The sequence below is a fragment of the Agromyces seonyuensis genome (genome assembly GCF_009789225.1).
Taxonomy (GTDB): Bacteria; Actinomycetota; Actinomycetes; order Actinomycetales; family Microbacteriaceae; genus Agromyces; species Agromyces seonyuensis.
In genome coordinates this window covers 1-15,952 of record NZ_WSTA01000090.1, presented here as the reverse complement: position 1 = coordinate 15,952, position 15,952 = coordinate 1, and the positions used below count along the sequence as shown (strand labels likewise).

The 15,952-nt window shown below is 72.3% G+C and carries 13 protein-coding genes; 7 read left to right on the top strand and 6 right to left on the bottom strand.

Translation table 11 applies throughout. The annotated features are described in order from the left end of the window. The first annotated feature begins 165 nt into the window (after positions 1–165). On the top strand, positions 166–924 hold the full coding sequence (locus GB864_RS15570) for a Pr6Pr family membrane protein (protein WP_160426618.1): 759 nt from the start codon (positions 166–168) through the stop codon (positions 922–924). Here the strand turns inward: GB864_RS15570 and GB864_RS15565 are convergent. The 5 genes from GB864_RS15565 to GB864_RS15545 form a co-directional block, all read right to left on the bottom strand. After that, on the bottom strand, positions 858–2,450 hold the full coding sequence (locus tag GB864_RS15565; RefSeq protein ID WP_160426617.1) for an FAD-dependent oxidoreductase: 1,593 nt from the start codon (positions 2,448–2,450) through the stop codon (positions 858–860). The genes GB864_RS15570 and GB864_RS15565 overlap by 67 nt on opposite strands. A gap of 111 nt (positions 2,451–2,561) precedes the next feature. Next, a complete protein-coding gene (locus GB864_RS15560) occupies positions 2,562–3,995 on the bottom strand; it encodes an FAD-dependent oxidoreductase (RefSeq protein ID WP_160426616.1) in 1,434 nt (477 codons plus the stop codon). A 198-nt stretch (positions 3,996–4,193) separates the two neighbouring features. Beyond that, positions 4,194–4,514 (bottom strand): hypothetical protein, encoded by a 321-nt coding sequence (locus GB864_RS15555; protein WP_160426615.1) that lies wholly within the window; start codon positions 4,512–4,514, stop codon positions 4,194–4,196. Positions 4,515–4,880: 366 nt separating this feature from the next. Further along, complete coding sequence (locus GB864_RS15550; protein WP_160426614.1) at positions 4,881–6,407, bottom strand: helix-turn-helix transcriptional regulator; 1,527 nt, start codon at positions 6,405–6,407, stop codon at positions 4,881–4,883. A gap of 149 nt (positions 6,408–6,556) precedes the next feature. Further along, on the bottom strand, positions 6,557–7,111 hold the full coding sequence (locus GB864_RS15545; protein WP_160426613.1) for a cysteine hydrolase family protein: 555 nt from the start codon (positions 7,109–7,111) through the stop codon (positions 6,557–6,559). 124 nt (positions 7,112–7,235) lie between these two features. On the opposite strand from GB864_RS15545, the gene GB864_RS15540 reads away from it, so the two are divergent. The 6 genes from GB864_RS15540 (at position 7,236) to GB864_RS15515 (ending at position 15,419) form a co-directional block, all read left to right on the top strand. Beyond that, complete coding sequence (locus GB864_RS15540) at positions 7,236–8,672, top strand: anaerobic C4-dicarboxylate transporter (RefSeq protein ID WP_160426612.1); 1,437 nt, start codon at positions 7,236–7,238, stop codon at positions 8,670–8,672. An 85-nt stretch (positions 8,673–8,757) separates the two neighbouring features. Then, positions 8,758–10,110 carry a M20/M25/M40 family metallo-hydrolase gene (locus tag GB864_RS15535; protein WP_160426611.1) on the top strand — a complete coding sequence of 451 codons (1,353 nt, stop codon included), beginning with the start codon at positions 8,758–8,760 and terminating at the stop codon, positions 10,108–10,110. A 243-nt stretch (positions 10,111–10,353) separates the two neighbouring features. Further along, positions 10,354–11,247, top strand: coding sequence for a DUF559 domain-containing protein (locus GB864_RS15530; protein WP_160426610.1), 894 nt, complete (start codon positions 10,354–10,356; stop codon positions 11,245–11,247). A gap of 276 nt (positions 11,248–11,523) precedes the next feature. Beyond that, positions 11,524–12,861 (top strand): isocitrate lyase, encoded by a 1,338-nt coding sequence (aceA, locus tag GB864_RS15525; protein ID WP_160426609.1) that lies wholly within the window; start codon positions 11,524–11,526, stop codon positions 12,859–12,861. A gap of 188 nt (positions 12,862–13,049) precedes the next feature. Beyond that, positions 13,050–14,699: a malate synthase A gene (gene aceB, locus GB864_RS15520; protein WP_236779178.1), complete on the top strand. Its 1,650-nt coding sequence runs from the start codon at positions 13,050–13,052 to the stop codon at positions 14,697–14,699. Between the two features lie 177 nt (positions 14,700–14,876). Beyond that, positions 14,877–15,419 (top strand): GNAT family N-acetyltransferase, encoded by a 543-nt coding sequence (locus GB864_RS15515; protein WP_160426607.1) that lies wholly within the window; start codon positions 14,877–14,879, stop codon positions 15,417–15,419. 60 nt (positions 15,420–15,479) lie between these two features. Here the strand turns inward: GB864_RS15515 and GB864_RS15510 are convergent. Further along, a partial coding sequence (locus GB864_RS15510) for a DUF2690 domain-containing protein (RefSeq protein WP_236779177.1) occupies positions 15,480–15,952 on the bottom strand: 473 nt, incomplete at its 5' end.

The following is a 15,952-nucleotide window of genomic DNA, read 5'->3' as shown; positions in this document are numbered from 1 at the left end:
GCCGGCGGCCTCCCCGTTGCCTATGTGTCTGGGGTCCGGCCGTGTGCTCCTCCGATCCCCGGCCTGCGCGCCGCCAGGCCGGGCCCGCCTCGGAGACGACCGTCGCGTCCGCGGGAGCGCGCGGGGCGCCTGCGCCGTGCGAGCCCCGCGGCGTAGCGTTGCAGGATGACCGCGCGCACCCACGGCCTCGTCGCCGGGGAGGCGCGGGTCCGCCGAGGGCTCGGCATCGCGCGGTTGACGCTCGCCGTGATCGAGATCGTCGCGCTCATCGGCAACTACGAGTACGTGCTCGGCTTCCAGTTCGCGGTCGCCAACTTCTACTCGTACTTCACGATCCAGTCGGCGATCCTGCTGGTGCTCGTGCTGCTCGTCGCCGCCGCCTTCGCGTTCGTCGCGCCCGTCGACCCGCCCTGGCTCGGCGTCGTGCGCACGATCGTGACGATCTACGTGCTCATCTCGGGCATCGTCTTCGGTCTCATCGCCTGGCAGTCCGCGTCGTTCGGCGTGCGCGTCGACGTGCCCTGGTCCGACACGCTGCTGCACTTCGTCATGCCCGTGCTCGTGATCGTCGTGTGGAGCGTCGATGCGGTGCTCGCGATCAACCCGCCGCTGCCCTGGACGACGCTCGGCTGGGTGCTCGTCCTGCCGGTGTGCTGGCTGGTCTACACGCTCTGGCGGGGCGGCCAGGTCGGCTGGTACCCCTACTTCTTCCTCGACGAGACGCTCGTCGGCGGCTATTGGGGCGTCGCCGGATGCTGCTTCGCAGTGCTGCTCGTCTTCCTCGGCCTCACGTGGGGCTTCACGGGGCTGCACCGGATGCTGTGGCGCCGCGGGCGTGTCCGTCGGACGCCCGGGCCTCAGCCGTCGCCCGACTCCGAGGGGACGTCGCCCGACTCGGACGAGTCGGCCGTCGTCATGCCGTAGGGGGTGAGTCCGTCGAGCGCGGCCGCGAGGAAGTCGTCGTCGCCCAGCGCGCCGAGCCTCGTTCCGGCCGCGCCCGCGACGACGCCGACGAGCACGGCCTCCTCGCTGTCAGCGGGGTCGAGCCACGCGGCGACGCCCGGAGCGCCGCCGACGACGGTCAGCAGCCGCTGCGGGATCACCGCCGGTTCGGCCGCGTCGTCCTCGTTCGGCTCCGCCGTCGCGACGCCCGTGCCCTCGTCGGCAGCCGTCGCTTCCGGCCGCCAGAACGCCTCCTCGAAGCGCAGCCACACGACGTCGAGGTCGCCGACCGGGATCGCGGCGATCGCGGCGGCGTATTCGTCGGGCAGTTCGGGGACGAAACCGATGCGCTGCTCCCGCAGGACGCCGTGCGGAACGGCGACGACGACGCGGTGCGCGGAGAACGACTCGCCCGTGTCGAAGCGCAGGCTCACGCGTTCCGTGCCGAGCCGCACTTCCGAGACGGCCGATCCGACGGCCACCTGCACGTCGCGTCGCCCGGCGATCCCGTCGATCCAGGCGCCGATGCCCGCCGTCGGGTACTTCGCCCCGCGCAGCGCGTCGCCGATGACGACGGGGTCGTACTCGGTCGCGGAGACCCGGGAACTAGACGCGCCCGTCGCCGGGGCCAGGGCCGACCGCAGCGCGTACTCGAGCCACTCGCCCTCGCTCACGCCGTCCGGACCGGGCTCGGGGCTCACGGGCGTCGCCCCGGAGGCGGCGAGCGCCGCGGACATCGAGGAGTCCTCCGGCTGGGCCGCCGCATACTCGTGGGCCTGCTGCAGCGCCGCGATGCCGAACGCCGACGGTGCGACCTCGACGCCGTCGTCGCGCCGCACCAGGAGCTCGGGGGCGAAGGTCACGGTGCGCACGTCCGCGCGCGCGAGGTCGTAGAGCACGTCGAGGTCGTCGGGCACGAGCACGGCGCCGTAGCGCACGGGGTCGTCGAAGCCCGACACGGTTCGGTTCGCCGCGCGCCCGCCCACCGTGCGCCGCGCCTCGAAGACGGACACGGCGAACCCGGCATCCGCGAGCCGCGCCGCCGCCGCGAGCCCGGCGACGCCCGCGCCGATGACGGCCACGCGTTCGCCGCTCTCCGCCGTGCGGAGGACGTCGTCGGCGACCGCGGCGCCGCTCGCGCGGGCGGCGGCGAGCGTGCCGATGCGGACGCCGTCCTCCGGCAGCGCCTCGCCCGCGAACCAGATGCGCGCGTCGACGGGCGTGCGCAGCGTCGCCCGGGCCTCCGCGGTGCCGCCGACGGGTTCGAAGACCGTGCCGCCGAGCGTCCAGGGGTCGGCGCTCCAGTTCGAGCGCGTCATCGCGAGCGGCGCGGGCACGCCCGGCACGGTGGGCAGCGGTGTCGGCGCCGGCGTGGGGGAGGGCGTCGGGCTCGGCGTCGGCGCGGGGGTCTGCGTGCAGGCGGCGAGGGCGAGCGCGCCGATGCCGGCGAACGAGAGGGTCAGGAACGTGCGCCGCGGCATCCCGCGCTCCGGCGACCGTCCGTCCATCAGGCCAGGCTAGCCGCGCCCGGCGCGCACGTGCGGGGATGCGCCGGGCGAGCCACGCCGGACGGCGCACGCAGGTGCGCGCTCGTCCCGCCCGAGCCTCGCCGATCTGGTCTAGGAGTCGAACCCGAGGCCGAGCGCGTCGAGGCCGCGGAGCAGCAGGTTGCGCTTGCCGTCGCGGTGGTCGGCCCGGTCGAGCGACCACCGCGTCGCCTGGATGCCGAGGCTCGCGATCGGCTCGGGCGGGAACGGCAGGGGACGCGAACGCACGAACTCGAGTTCGGTGCGCTCGGTCGTCAGCCCCGCGAGCCGGTCGAGCATGACCTCGGCGGCGAAGCGCGTCGCGGCGACGCCGAGCCCGGTGTAACCGGCGGCGTAGGCGATGCGGCCCTCGCGCGCGAGCCCGAAGTAGGCGCAGAACCGCGTGCAGGTGTCGATCGCCCCGGCCCAGCGGTGGGTGAAGGCGAGGCCCTCCAACTGCGGGAAGGTCGTGAAGAAGTGGCTCGCGAGCTTCTCGTAGGAGGCGCTGCGGTCCTCGTAGCGGGCGCGCACGCGGGAACCGTAGTGGTACACGGCGTCGTAGCCGCCGAAGAGGATGCGGCCGTCGGCGGTGCGCCTGGAGTAGTGGAACTGGTTGGCGGTGTCGCCGAGGCCTTGCCGGCCGTCCCAGCCGACCTCGCGCCACTGGGCATCCGAGAGCGGTTCGGTCATCAGCACGTAGTCGTAGACGGGCACGGTCATGAAGCGGTTGCGCTTCAGCAGGCTCGGGAAGACGTTGGTGCCGAGGGCGACCTTCGCGGCGTGGATGCTCGCACCGGCCGACGTGCGGACGACGACGCCCCCGCGCGGGCCCGGCGCGCTCGTGTCGAGCGCCGCGACGCGCGTGCCCTCGTGGAGTTCGACGCCGAGCTCGGCGGCTGCGCGGGCCAGGCCGAGCGCGAGCTTGGCCGGATGCACGAGCGCCGTGCTGCGCGGATGCCACAGCCCCGAGAGGAACGTCGGCGAGCCGATCGCGGCGCGCACCGCCGCTTCGTCCAGGAGGACGTCGTCCGGACCGGCCTCCTCGCGGAGGAGCCCGACCTGGTAGGGCTCGGTCGCGACGTCGAGGGCGCCGGTGCGCTCGAACTCGGCGTCGATGCCGAACGCGGCGACGTCCGCCTCGATCGCATCGAGGTTGGCCGCGCCCTGGCGCCGCAGCTCGTCGAACTCGTCGGGGAACCGGCTGCGGCCGTTCTCGTCGCCGTGCGTGAGGCTCGCGTCGACGAACCCGCCGTTGCGGCCCGAGGCCGCCCAGCCGATCGAAGCCGCTTCGAGCAGCACCACCCGTGCCCCGGGGTCGCGGCGCTTGGCGAGGAGGGCCGTCCAGAGCCCCGTGTAGCCGCCGCCGACGACGACGAGGTCGGCGCGGCCCGATCCGCGCAGCGGCGGGTGCTGCGGGGCGTCGGCCCCCGCATCCTCGATCCAGAACGTCGCGTGACGCGAACGGGCGAGCGAGTGCTCGATGACGGCGGCTGCAGGCTTCGATCGCTCGAAGACGGTGCGGGGCACGGGGATCCTCGGTTCTCCGACGCGGGGTCGGACTCGGTTCGGTTCCCGACAGTCTGCCCGGCCTCGTTCCCCGTGGCTATGGATTCCGTTGCGAAACTTCGCAACGACGGTGCAAATGCTCGCTCGAACGTGCCATGCACAGCGGAATGCGCGGCACGGAGTGATCCGTGCCGCGCATTCCGGGGTGTTCCCCGCGGTTCAGTTGATGCCGGGGATGCGCAGCCAGCCCTGCGCGAGCACGATCCAGATCGCCAGCAGCGCGAGGCCCGCGATCGCGAGGGCGGTGGAGCCGCGACGGGCGACGAGCGAGACGATCAGCACGATGCCCGTCACGACCGCGAGCACGAGCGAGCCGAAGGGGATGCCCGGAACGAAGAGCGAGAGCAGGAACAGCGCGCTCACGATGACCTCGACGATGCCGATGGCGGTGCCGCGGCCTCGGAGGCGGAGGATGCCGTCGACGAGGGCGAGGACGCCGCCGGCGATGGCGATGAGCAGGAGCCAGGTGAGGGTGATCACGATCGGACCTTTCTCGGTCGGGTGGGTCGGAGCGGAACCCGGCGGGCCCGGTGGGACGCCGTGGGAACGAGCGTATTGACGCCCGCGGATCCGGCTCCGGGCCTTGACCCGGGCGCGCTGCATCCGGTATCGAGGGGGCCCGCGGGTCGAGAGGCGACGAAGGAGCGTCCCCGCCCGCCGGTCGAGGAGCGACGAAGGAGCGTCTCGAGACCCCGTGAGTCGACCAGCGGGGTCTCGATACGCTTCGCTACTCGACCAGCTGGACCGTCTCCACCCGCTGGTCGAGGAGCGACGAAGGAGCGTCTCGAGACCCCGTGGGTCGACCGGCGGGTCTCGGGACGCTTCGCTACTCGACCAGTGGGACCGTCAGCCCCTGGGCGCGTGCGACTCCAGGAACTGGTAGACCTCGGTCTCGTCCACGCCCGGGAACGTGCCCGTCGGCAGCGCCGCGAGGAGCGAGGTCGGGGTGCGTGCCGCCGGCCACGCCTCGCCGGCCCAGCGCTCGGCGAGCACGCCCGCGGGACGGCGGCAGCACGACTCGTCCGGGCACCGCGACACCGCCCGGTGCGGTGTCTCGCGACCCCGGAACCACTTGACGTGGGCGAACGGCACGCCGACCGAGACCGAGTACTCGCCCTCCTTCGCGCGCTCGATGCGCGAGGTGCACCAGTACGTGCCCGACACCGTGTCGGTGTACTGGTACCAGGGGTTGAAGCGGTCCTCGGCGTCGAAGACGGTGCGCGCCGTCCAGTTGCGGCACACGGTCGTGCCCTCGACGGCGCCGAGCGCGTCGGAGGGGAAGCGCACCGAGTCGTTCTCGTACGCCTTGATGACGGTGCCCGACTCGTGCACCTTCATGAAGTGCACGGGGATGTCCAGGCGTGCGGTCGCGAGGTTCGTGAAGCGGTGCGCGGCCGTCTCGTACGACACCGCGTACGCGTCGCGCAGGTCCTCCATCGAAATGCGGCGCAGGTTCTTCGCCTCGGTGAGGAACTTCACGGCGGATGCCTCGGGCAGCAGGATCGCCGCCGTGAGGTAATTCGTCTCCACGCGTTGGCGCAGGAAGTCGCCGTAGGAGGTCGGCTCGCCGTGCCCGAGCAGGTGGCTCGCGAGCGCCTGCAGGATCGGGGAGCGGGAGTCGCGTCCGGGCGAGGTCGACGTCGGCAGGTAGAGGCGGCCGTGGCGGCGGTCGGTGACCGAGCGGGTCGAGTGCGGCAGGTCGCCCACGTAGTGCAGCGAGAAGCCGAGGTGCGCCGCCATGTCGGCGACGAGCTGCTGGGAGACCGGCCCACCGGTGTGCCCCACGGCGCCGAGCAGTTCGGAGGCCTTCCGCTCGAGCTCGGGGTAGAAGTTGTCGCGGGCGCGCATCTCGGCGCGCAGTTCCACGTTGGCGCGCCGGGCTTCCTCGGGGGTCGCGGCGCGCTCGCGGTGCAGCCGCTCGACCTCGCCGGCGAGCGCCAGGATCGTCTGCAGGGTCTGGTCGCTGAGCGCCTTGCCGACGCGGAACGGCGCGATGCCGAGCGCGCCGAAGACCGGTCCGCGCTGGGCGCGTTCGACGGCGATCTCGAGCGCGTCGCGCGCCGTCGGCGCCTCGGGGCTGAGGAGCTCGTCGATGGTGGTGCCGAGCGCCAGGGCGATCGCGCGGAGCATCGTGAGCTTCGGTTCGCGCTTGCCGGTCTCGATCATCGAGATCTGCGACGGCGCCCGATCGACGGCCGCGGCGAGCTGCTCGAGGGTCAGTCCGGCCGCGAGCCGCCGATCGCGGATGCGCCGCCCGAGCGTGAGCGCGTCCGGCTCGGGCGGGGCGGATGCCTCGGGCTGCGCACTCCCGACGACCGCGGCGCGGGGGGCCGGCGCGGCAGGGGAGGTTCGGCGGGGATCGACGGTGACCATGCCCCCAGGTTCGCACCGCTGTGCAGTTTCAGCAAACAGAACACTGCGCGTTCTTCACGCCGAAACCGCCCGATCGGGTGCGGCGGGAGGAATGAAACGTGCCATCGCCGTGAAGAACCGGGAATCTGCGCAGACCTGCCGCAGCCTCGTCAGCGCGACGCGTGCACCGGCGCGAGTTCGGCGGCCGGGGCGACGCGCGCGTACGTGCCGTCGAGCGCCGCGAGGAAGGCGGCGTGCACCTGCGCGCCCGGCACGGTCTCGCCCGCGTAGGTCAGGTCGGGCGCCGCGCAGGCGTCGCCCGCGACGGCGAGCGCGAAGCCGAGGTCGGAGGCGGCGCGCACGGTCGCATCCACGCACATGCTCGTCATCATGCCCGCGACGACGACCTGGACGGGGGCGAGTGCGCGCAGCCGCGCCTCGAGGTCGGTGCCGAGGAAGGCGTTCGGCTCGTGCTTGACGACGACCGGTTCCCCGGGCACGGGCGCGACGGCCGCGTTGATCTCGGCGCCCGGCGTGCCCGGCACGAAGAAGCCGTCGTCCGGGCCCGAGAAGTGCTGCACGTGGATGACGGGCTCGCCGGCCGCGCGGAAGGCGGCGAGCAGCCCGCCCGCCGCACCGGCAGCCGCCTCGGTCCCGACGAGCGGGAACGCGCCGCCGGGGAAGTAGTCGTTCTGGATGTCGATGATCACGAGCACGCGGGTCATGCGAGCGAGCGTACGCGCCGCGTCCGCCGCTCGACCGATCCGTGTTCGGCGGGCCTGGCGCCGTGGTCGCCGCGCGCGATAGCGTTCGGGAAGTCATCGTGTCCGGTTCTGGGGGGAGCGCGCGATGGAATATGTGTTGGTGGTGCTGCAGGCCGTCGTCGTCCTGGGAGCCATCGTCCTCGGCGTGCGCGTCGGCGGAGTGGGGCTCGGACTCTGGGGCGTGGTGGGCACGCTCATCCTCGTCTTCGTCTTCCACCTGCCGCCGGGATCTCCGCCGATCGACGCGTTCTTCATCGTCATCGCCGTCATCACGGCGGCCTCGGCGATGCAGGCCGCGGGCGGCATCGACTACCTGGTGTCGATCGCGTCGAAGATCATCCAGGCGAACCCGGGCCGGCTGACCTATGTGGCGCCGCTCGTGTCGTTCGTGTTCACGGCGCTCTCGGGCACGTCGAACATCTACTTCGCCCTCATCCCGGTGATCTACGAGACCGCGTACCGCAACGGCCAGCGGCCCGAGCGCTCGCTCGCGGCCTCCACGGTGACGAGCGCGCTCGGCATCACCGCGAGCCCGGTGTCGGCGGCGATGGCGGCCTACCTCGTGCTCGTCGGTCCGCTCGACTTCTCGCTCATCGACATCCTGGTCATCACGGTGCCGGCCGCGATCGTCTCGTGCATCGTCGTGTCGTTCGTGCAGCAGCGCATCGGCAAGGAGCTCCTCGACGACCCGGTGTTCCTCAAGCGGGTCGAGGAGGGCACCGTCGAGATGCCCGCCGTGCTCAAGGCGCAGCAGGCTGCGCGCGCCGAGGCCGCCGCGACGGGCACCTCCGAGGCCAAGGCCGCGCGGCAGGCCCGGAAGTCGACCAAGACGGTGGCACCGGTCGAGAAGATCGTCCACGAGGTGCCGAAGGGCGGCGCGACGGCCGCCTACATCTTCCTCGCGGCGATCTTCCTCATCGTGCTCATGGGCCTGTTCTCCGGCCTGCGGCCTGCGTTCCCGAACAGCGACGGCGACCTCGAACCGCTCAGCATGTCGATCGTCATCCAGCTCTTCATGTTCAGCGCCGCGCTCGCGATCATCCTCGTCCGCAAGGTGCCGCCGCCCCAGATCGTGGAGCAGTCGCTGCTGAAGTCGGGATTCGTGGCGGCCATCGCCCTCTTCGGCATCGCGTGGATGGCCGACACCTTCATCTCCGCCAACCAGGAGACGATCATCGACCCGCTCGGCGACCTCGTCACCGCGGTGCCCATCCTGCTCGCCGTCGCCCTGTTCCTCGTCGCGGGCCTCACGACGAGCCAGTCGGCCACGACGAACACGATCATCCCGATCGCGATCGGCGCCGGGATGCCCGTGGGCGTCATCACCGCGATGTGGCCCTCCCTCGTCGGCGTCTGGCTGTTCCCCGCGAACGGCTCGCAGATCGCCGCCGTCGAGACCGACCTCACCGGTTCCACGAAGCTCACCAGCGTGCCCATCTGGCACTCGTTCACGATCCCGATGCTGGTGTCGTGGGTGTCCGTCGTCGGGGCCGGCCTGCTCATCCAGCTCTTCGTCCGCTGACGCCGCCGGGACCCGGGACGCGACGACGCGCCCCGGCTCCGCCGGCACCGGCATCCACTCGCACCGCCCGGAAGGAACCGACACCATGTCCGACGCCGAATCGATCAAGGCCGCAACGAAGGCCCTCATGCCGGAGATCCTCGACCGGCACGCGAAGCTCGTCGCGATCCCCTCGATCGCCTTCCCCGGGTTCCCGTCGGACCCGGTGCACGCCATGGCCGAGGCGGTCGTGCAACTGCTGCGCGATGCGGGCGCCGCGAACGCCCGGCTCCAGGAGATCCCCGGTGGCTACCCGGCCGTCGTCGCCGACATCGCCGGCCCGCCCGGCTCGCCGACCGTGCTGCTCTACGCCCACTACGACGTGCAGCCCTCGCCCGAGAGCCAGGGCTGGACGAGCGACCCGTGGACGCCGACGGTCAAGGACGACGGGCGCGTCTACGGCCGCGGCGCCGCCGACGACAAGTCCGGCCTCGCGATGCACTTCGGCTCGATCAAGCAGCTCGCCGCGAACCCGCCGTGCAACATCCAGGTGCTCGTCGAGGGCGAGGAGGAGACGATCTCGCACCTCGAGGACTTCGTCGAGGCCAACCCGGAGCTCTTCCAGTTCGACGTCGCCGTCATCAGCGACATGGGGCCGCAGGCCGTCGACCGGCCCGGGCTCACGACCGCGCTGCGCGGCGACGTGTCGTGCACGATCGAGGTGTCGACGCTCGCGAACCCCGTGCACTCCGGCCTCTTCGGCGGCGCGGCGCCCGACGCCATGACCGTCATGATCAAGATCCTCGCGGGCCTCCACGACGAGCACGGCGACACGGTCATCCCGGGCGTCGACAGCGGCACCTGGCCCGGCGCCGACATGGACGAGCCCGTCTACCGCGGCGGCTCCGCCATCCTCGACGGCGTCGACTACCTCGGTACCGGCACCCTCAGCGACCGCGTCTGGGCGCGTCCTTCGATCACCGTCATCGGCATGGACCTGCCGAACACGGTCGAGGGCTCGAACGTGCTGCTGCCGTCGGTGAAGGCGCGGCTCTCGTTGCGCATCGCCCCCGGCTCCGACGCCGACGCGCAGCTCGAGGCCCTCATGTCGCACCTGCGGGCGCAGACCCCGTGGAACGCGAAGGTCGTCGTCGAGAAGGTCAAGGCCGGCCACGCGTTCGCCGTCGACGAATCCGCCCCCGCCATCCAGGCGGCCGAGGTCGCGCTCGCCGAGATCTACGGCAAGCCGGTCGAGTCGATCGGCTCGGGCGGCTCGATCCCGCTGCTCGCCTCCCTCAAGCTCGCCTCGCCGGACGGCGCGATCGTGCTGTGGGGCGCTCAGGACGTCGAGAAGGCCCGCATCCACGCGAGCGACGAGTCCGTCGACCCGGCCGAGCTCGAGCGCATGGTCGCGGCGCAGACCCTCCTGTTGGTGAAGCTCGGCGCCCAGGGCGCGTAGGCGCGCGCTCGCGCTGCCGCGCCCCGCGCTCCCGTCCGCCGCCCCTCCGCTCTCCACCTACCTACCTCCACCTCGTTCACCGAACGGTCGCAAACCGTCGTTATTCGCGGGCCGAAACGACGGTTTGCGACCGTTCGATGGAGGGGCGGTCCGTCGTCCTCCCCATCTCGACCGGGAGTCGGACGGTCCGGCAGCGCAGGGTGCGGCGGTGCGAGGCTTCGAGGCGCCCAGGATGCTGCTGCGATGCGCCGACCTGCTCCGCTCCCGCATCCGTTCGATGCCGCCCCGTTCTCGACCGCCGCGGCGTTGCGAGCCGCCATCTCGGAAGGGCGGTTGCGAAGCGGCGACCTCGTCCGGCCGTTCCACGGCGTGCGTTCGCCCACCGCGGCGACGAACGTCCACGACGAAGCCCGCAGCTACGCCGTCGGGATGACGGAACGCCGCTTCTTCTCCCACGTGACGGCCGCTCGATTGCTCGGTCTGCCGCTCTCGGGGCGGCTCGAGGCCGACGAACGTCTGCATGTGACGAGCGTCGGCGGTCGCGCCCCGCGGGGCGTCGGCGTCGTGGGACACACGACTGCCGAACGCCCGAAGCTCGTCCGCCTCGACGGCCTCCCCGTCCTCGCGCCCGCGGAAGCATGGTGCTCGCTCGGGGCGCTCGCGACGCGGGACGAACTCGTCGTGGCCGGCGACCGGCTGCTCGGGCTGCCCGCTCCGCTCGCCACGGAGGAGGAGATCGACACCGCGCTCGCCGCGCACGGTTCGCGCCGGGGTGCTCGTCGGCTGCTCGCGGCCCGCGCCGACCTCCGTGCCGGATCGCATTCCCCGCAGGAGACGCGCACCCGCCTCGTCCTCATCCGGGCGGGGCTTCCCGAACCCGAGCTCAACGCAGCGATCGTCCTCCGCGACGGGCGCGTGGTCGTCGGCGATCTCGTCTACCGGCGATGGCGGGTCCTCGTCGAGTACGACGGTGCCCAGCACCGAACCGACGACCGGCAGTGGCAGCGGGACGTCGGCCGGCTGAACGACCTCGCCGCCGACGGGTGGCTCGTCATCCGCATCACCCGTTCGACGCGCGCCGAGGATGTCGTCGCCCGCACCCGGCGGGCCCTGCACGATCGCGGCTGGCGCCCCTGACCCACCGAACGGTCGCAAATCGTCGCTTCAACGGCGCCGAAGCGACGATCTGCGACCGTTCGGTGGGGGAGATGGGGAGGGAACCGGGCGAGGGCAGGGAGCGGGCGGGGGCGGAGAGCGGGGGCGCGGGCGGGCGACGGAGGGCGGGAGTTCACCGGCGCAGAAAGCGGGGGATTCTTCACACCGGGAATCGCCGGGGGTGGGGGTGCGCGGCGGGTGAAGGTGGTTCCACGACGCACCGCGGAGCCCCCGCGAACCACCTGAAGGAGCACGACGATGAGCATCCCGAACCGCCCCGGCGACCAGACCCAGACGGCCGACGAGCTGCGCCTCGAGTGGGAGGCGAACCCCCGCTGGGAGGGCGTCAAGCGCGACTACACCGCCGAGGACGTGGTCGCCCTCCGCGGCCCCGTCCGCGAGGAGCGCACCCTCGCCAAGCGCGGCGCCGAGAAGCTCTGGGAGCAGATCCAGCAGAACACCGGCACCGCGTTCGAGCCGCAGGAGCAGCCCGAGTGGACCTACGCCCTCGGCGCCCTCACCGGCAACCAGGCCGTGCAACAGGTGCGCGCCGGCCTCAAGGCCATCTACCTCTCCGGCTGGCAGGTCGCCGCCGACGCGAACCTCTCCGGCCAGACCTACCCCGACCAGTCGCTCTACCCGGCCAACTCGGTGCCGGCGGTCGTGCGCCGCATCAACAACGCGCTGCTGCGCACCGGCCAGATCGAGCAGGGCACCGAGGCGCAGACGGGCGTCTCCGACTGGATGGCCCCCATCGTCGCCGACGCCGAGGCCGGTTTCGGCGGTCCGCTGAACGCCTACGAGCTCATGCAGCAGATGATCGAGGCGGGCGCCGCGGGCGTGCACTGGGAGGACCAGCTCGCGAGCGAGAAGAAGTGCGGCCACATGGGCGGCAAGGTGCTCATCCCGACCGGCCAGCACATCCGCACCCTGAACGCGGCCCGTCTCGCGGCCGACGTCTCCGACGTGCCGACCCTCGTCATCGCCCGCACCGACTCGCTCGCCGCGAACCTCCTGACGAGCGACCACGACGAGCGCGACAGGCCGTTCCTCACGGGCGAGCGCACCGCCGAGGGCTTCTACGAGGTGCAGCCGGGCATCGAGTCATCCATCGCCCGCGGCCTCGCGTACGCCGAGTACGCCGACCTGCTCTGGGTCGAGACGGGCGTGCCCGACCTCGAGGTCGCCAAGCAGTTCGCGGAGGCGATCCACGCGAAGTTCCCCGGTCAGCGCCTGAGCTACAACTGCTCGCCGTCGTTCAACTGGAAGAAGGCGCTCGACGACGACCAGATCGCGAAGTTCCAGCGCGAGCTCGCCGCCATGGGCTACGCGTTCCAGTTCATCACCCTGGCCGGCTTCCACTCGCTGAACCACGGCATGTTCACGCTGGCGAGCGGCTACCGCGACCGTCAGATGTCCGCCTACGTCGAGCTCCAGGAGGCCGAGTTCGCCTCCGAGCCCGCGGGCTACACGGCCACGCGCCACCAGCGCGAGGTCGGCACCGGCTACTTCGACAAGATCGCCACCGCCTTGAACCCCGAGGCCTCCACGCTCGCCCTCGTCGGTTCGACCGAGGAAGAGCAGTTCGCGCACTGAGCGCGTCCCCCCGCTGGTCGAGTCGGCGCGTCAGCGCCGTCTCGAGGCCCTCAGGATGCTTCGCCGGCTCCGGCAGGCATCTCACGAGGTCTCGATACGCGGCTTCGCCGCTACTCGACCAGCGGATGACTCGACCAGCGGCACCACCTTTCGCAGCATCCGCAACCGATCCGATTCGGAGCATCCTCATGAACACCCTCATCGCCCCCGAGACCGACCAGCGTCGTCCTGAATTCCCGACGCAGCAGCCGCGCATCGAGGTCGTCGCCCCGCTCGCCCCGGGCGACGAGGCCATCCTCACGCCGGCCGCCCTCGACTTCCTCGCCGCGCTGCACGACCGCTTCGCGCACACCCGGCACGAACTGCTCGCCCGGCGCCTGCAGACCCGCGTCGACGCCGCGAACGGCCGCGACCCGAAGTTCCTGCCCGAGACGGAGTGGATCCGGCTCGACCCCGAGTGGCGCGTCGCCGGCGCGGCGCCGGGCCTCGAGGACCGCCGCGTGGAGATCACCGGCCCGACCGACCGCAAGATGGCGATCAACGCCCTCAACTCGGGCGCGCGGGTGTGGCTCGCCGACCAGGAGGACGCGACGAGCCCGACCTGGGGGAACGTCATCGGCGGGCAGCGCTCGCTCTACGACTTCCTGCGCGGGCAGCTCGAGTACACGAGCCCCGAGGGCAAGGAGTACCGCGTCACCGCGGAGCGCACGCCGACGATCGTGTTCCGCCCGCGCGGCTGGCACCTCGTCGAGAAGCACCTGCGCTTCCACGACCGCGCCGGCCGCTCGATGAGCGCGTCGGGCTCGCTCGTCGACTTCGGGCTCTACTTCTTCCACAACGCCGAGGCGCTCATCGCGCAGGGATCCGGCCCGTACTTCTACCTGCCGAAGCTCGAATCGCACCTGGAGGCCCGCCTCTGGAACGACGTGTTCGTCTTCGCGCAGCAGGAGCTCGGCCTCCCGCAGGGCACCGTCCGCGCGACCGTGCTCATCGAGACGATCCAGGCCGCGTTCGAGATGGAGGAGATCCTCTTCGAACTGCGCGAGCACTGCGCGGGCCTGAACGCCGGTCGCTGGGACTACATCTTCTCGATCATCAAGACGTTCCGTTCGCGCGGCCGCCGCTGGGTGCTGCCGGACCGGACGCAGATCACGATGACGGTGCCCTTCATGCGGGCGTACACCGAGCTGCTCGTCTCGACCGCCCACCGCCGCGGTGCCTACGCGATCGGCGGCATGAGCGCCTTCATCCCGGACCGTCGCAACCCCGAGGTGACCGAGCGCGCGCTCGAGAAGGTCGCCCTCGACAAGCGTCGCGAGGCCGGCGACGGCTTCGACGGCTCGTGGGTCGCCCACCCCGACCTCATCGCGACGGCGAAGGCCGAATTCGACGCGGTGCTCGGCGAGCGCCCGAACCAGCTCGACCGGCTCCGCGAGGACGTCGAGGTCGGCGCGGCCGACCTCCTCGACATCCCCTCGGCGGGCGGCGAGGTGAGCGATGCCGGCGTCGTGGACAACATCGCCATCGCCATCCGCTACATCGAGTCGTGGCTGCGGGGCGTGGGCGCCGCCGCCATCGATCACCTGATGGAGGATGCCGCCACCGCCGAGATCTCGCGCTCGCAGATCTGGCAGTGGCTCGACAACAACACCGTCACGGCCGAAGGCACGCGCATCGACCAGACGTCGATCGTCGCCTCGATGGCCGCCGCCGTCGCCGCGCTGCCGCGTTTCGAGGGCGACCGCTTCGACGACGCGATCTCGGTGTTCCGCGAGGTCGCCCTCGCGCCCGAGTTCCCGACGTTCCTCACGGTCGGGGCGTACGCGCGCTTCTTCTGACGGATGCCTCGGGTCCGCGCCCACCCGGCGCGGACCCGACCTCCTTCCTCGTGCGGGCCACGTGCGGGAAGGGACGGGCGGGGCCGGGCTGATCGCCCGGCCCCGCCCGCGCGCGCAGCGGCGTCATCCCGGGTCGTCGACGGCCGGCGAGCGGATGCTTCGGAGTAACGTGCACGGGTGCACATCCGACCCGCCGGCCCGGCCGACGCCGCCGCCCTCGCCGAGGTCGCCGCGGCGACCTTCGCGCTCGCCTGCCCGCCGCACACGACCGCCGAGGCGATCGCGGCGTTCATCGCGACGAACCTCAGCGAGGCGCGCTTCCGCGAGTACCTCGCCGATCCGGCGCGGCGCCTCCTCATCGCCGAAGACGCGGGCGGCCCGCTCGGGTACACGATGCTCATCGCGGGGGAGCCGGCCGACGCCGACGTGGCGGCGGCGATCAGCCTGCGGCCGACCGTCGAGCTCTCGAAGTGCTACGCGCTGCCCCGCGCGCACGGTACGGGCCTGACGGCGGAGCTCATGGGCGCCTCGATCGCGGCCGCCCGCACCATGGGGGAGACGGACGACCCGCCCGCCGGCGTGTGGCTCGGCGTCAACCAGGAGAACGCGCGGGCGCAGCGCTTCTACGGCAAGCACGGCTTCGAGCGCGTCGGCGTGAAGCGCTTCCTCGTCGGCGGCCGCTACGAGGACGACTTCGTCTACGAGCGCCCGGTCGGCTGAACGGGCGCTCGCGCCGGTCGCTCTCCGCTACTCACCGCTCCCGAGCGATGGGTCGCGGGCTCACGTGCAGATCGGCTCGCCGAGGTCGATGCGCGTGCCGTCGACGGTGAACGAGCCGACCGCGCACAGCAGGGTGTCCGAGCTCGGACGCACCACGAGCGTGGTGTAGGCGCTCTGCACGTCGTGCTCGGTCGCCTCCTGGCGGTCGGGGCCGTCGGGCGCGGTCTCTGGGTAGATCGCGATCGTCACGGTGTTGCCCATCGCGAGGCCGTCGTAGCGCGTGATGCGCCCCCAGCCGGCCTGGCAGGCGTCGGACCAGCGGATCTCGATGAGCGTGTTGTCGACGCGGCTGTCGGCGGCCGAGGTGCGTGAGTCGTCGACGCACTCGGTCAGCCCGGGGTCCATGCCGTTCTCGACGGCGATGCGCGGGCCGGGGGCGGCCGCGGCGGCCTCCGCGTCGGCGAGCGCGGCGGCGACGGCCGCATCCACGGCGGCAGATCGCAAGAGCGCTCGTCTGATCCCCAGCGTCTCAG

Bases quoted from the DNA above. Each gene is read 5' to 3' on its own strand.
- GB864_RS15570 (WP_160426618.1), top strand. From the start codon at position 166: ATGACCGCGCGCACCCACGGCCTCGTCGCCGGGGAGGCGCGGGTCCGC.
- GB864_RS15565 (WP_160426617.1), bottom strand. From the start codon at position 2,450: ATGGACGGACGGTCGCCGGAGCGCGGGATGCCGCGGCGCACGTTCCTG.
- GB864_RS15550 (WP_160426614.1), bottom strand. From the start codon at position 6,407: ATGGTCACCGTCGATCCCCGCCGAACCTCCCCTGCCGCGCCGGCCCCC.
- GB864_RS15545 (WP_160426613.1), bottom strand. From the start codon at position 7,111: ATGACCCGCGTGCTCGTGATCATCGACATCCAGAACGACTACTTCCCC.
- GB864_RS15540 (WP_160426612.1), top strand. From the start codon at position 7,236: ATGGAATATGTGTTGGTGGTGCTGCAGGCCGTCGTCGTCCTGGGAGCC.
- GB864_RS15535 (WP_160426611.1), top strand. From the start codon at position 8,758: ATGTCCGACGCCGAATCGATCAAGGCCGCAACGAAGGCCCTCATGCCG.
- GB864_RS15530 (WP_160426610.1), top strand. From the start codon at position 10,354: ATGCGCCGACCTGCTCCGCTCCCGCATCCGTTCGATGCCGCCCCGTTC.
- aceA (WP_160426609.1), top strand. From the start codon at position 11,524: ATGAGCATCCCGAACCGCCCCGGCGACCAGACCCAGACGGCCGACGAG.
- aceB (WP_236779178.1), top strand. From the start codon at position 13,050: ATGAACACCCTCATCGCCCCCGAGACCGACCAGCGTCGTCCTGAATTC.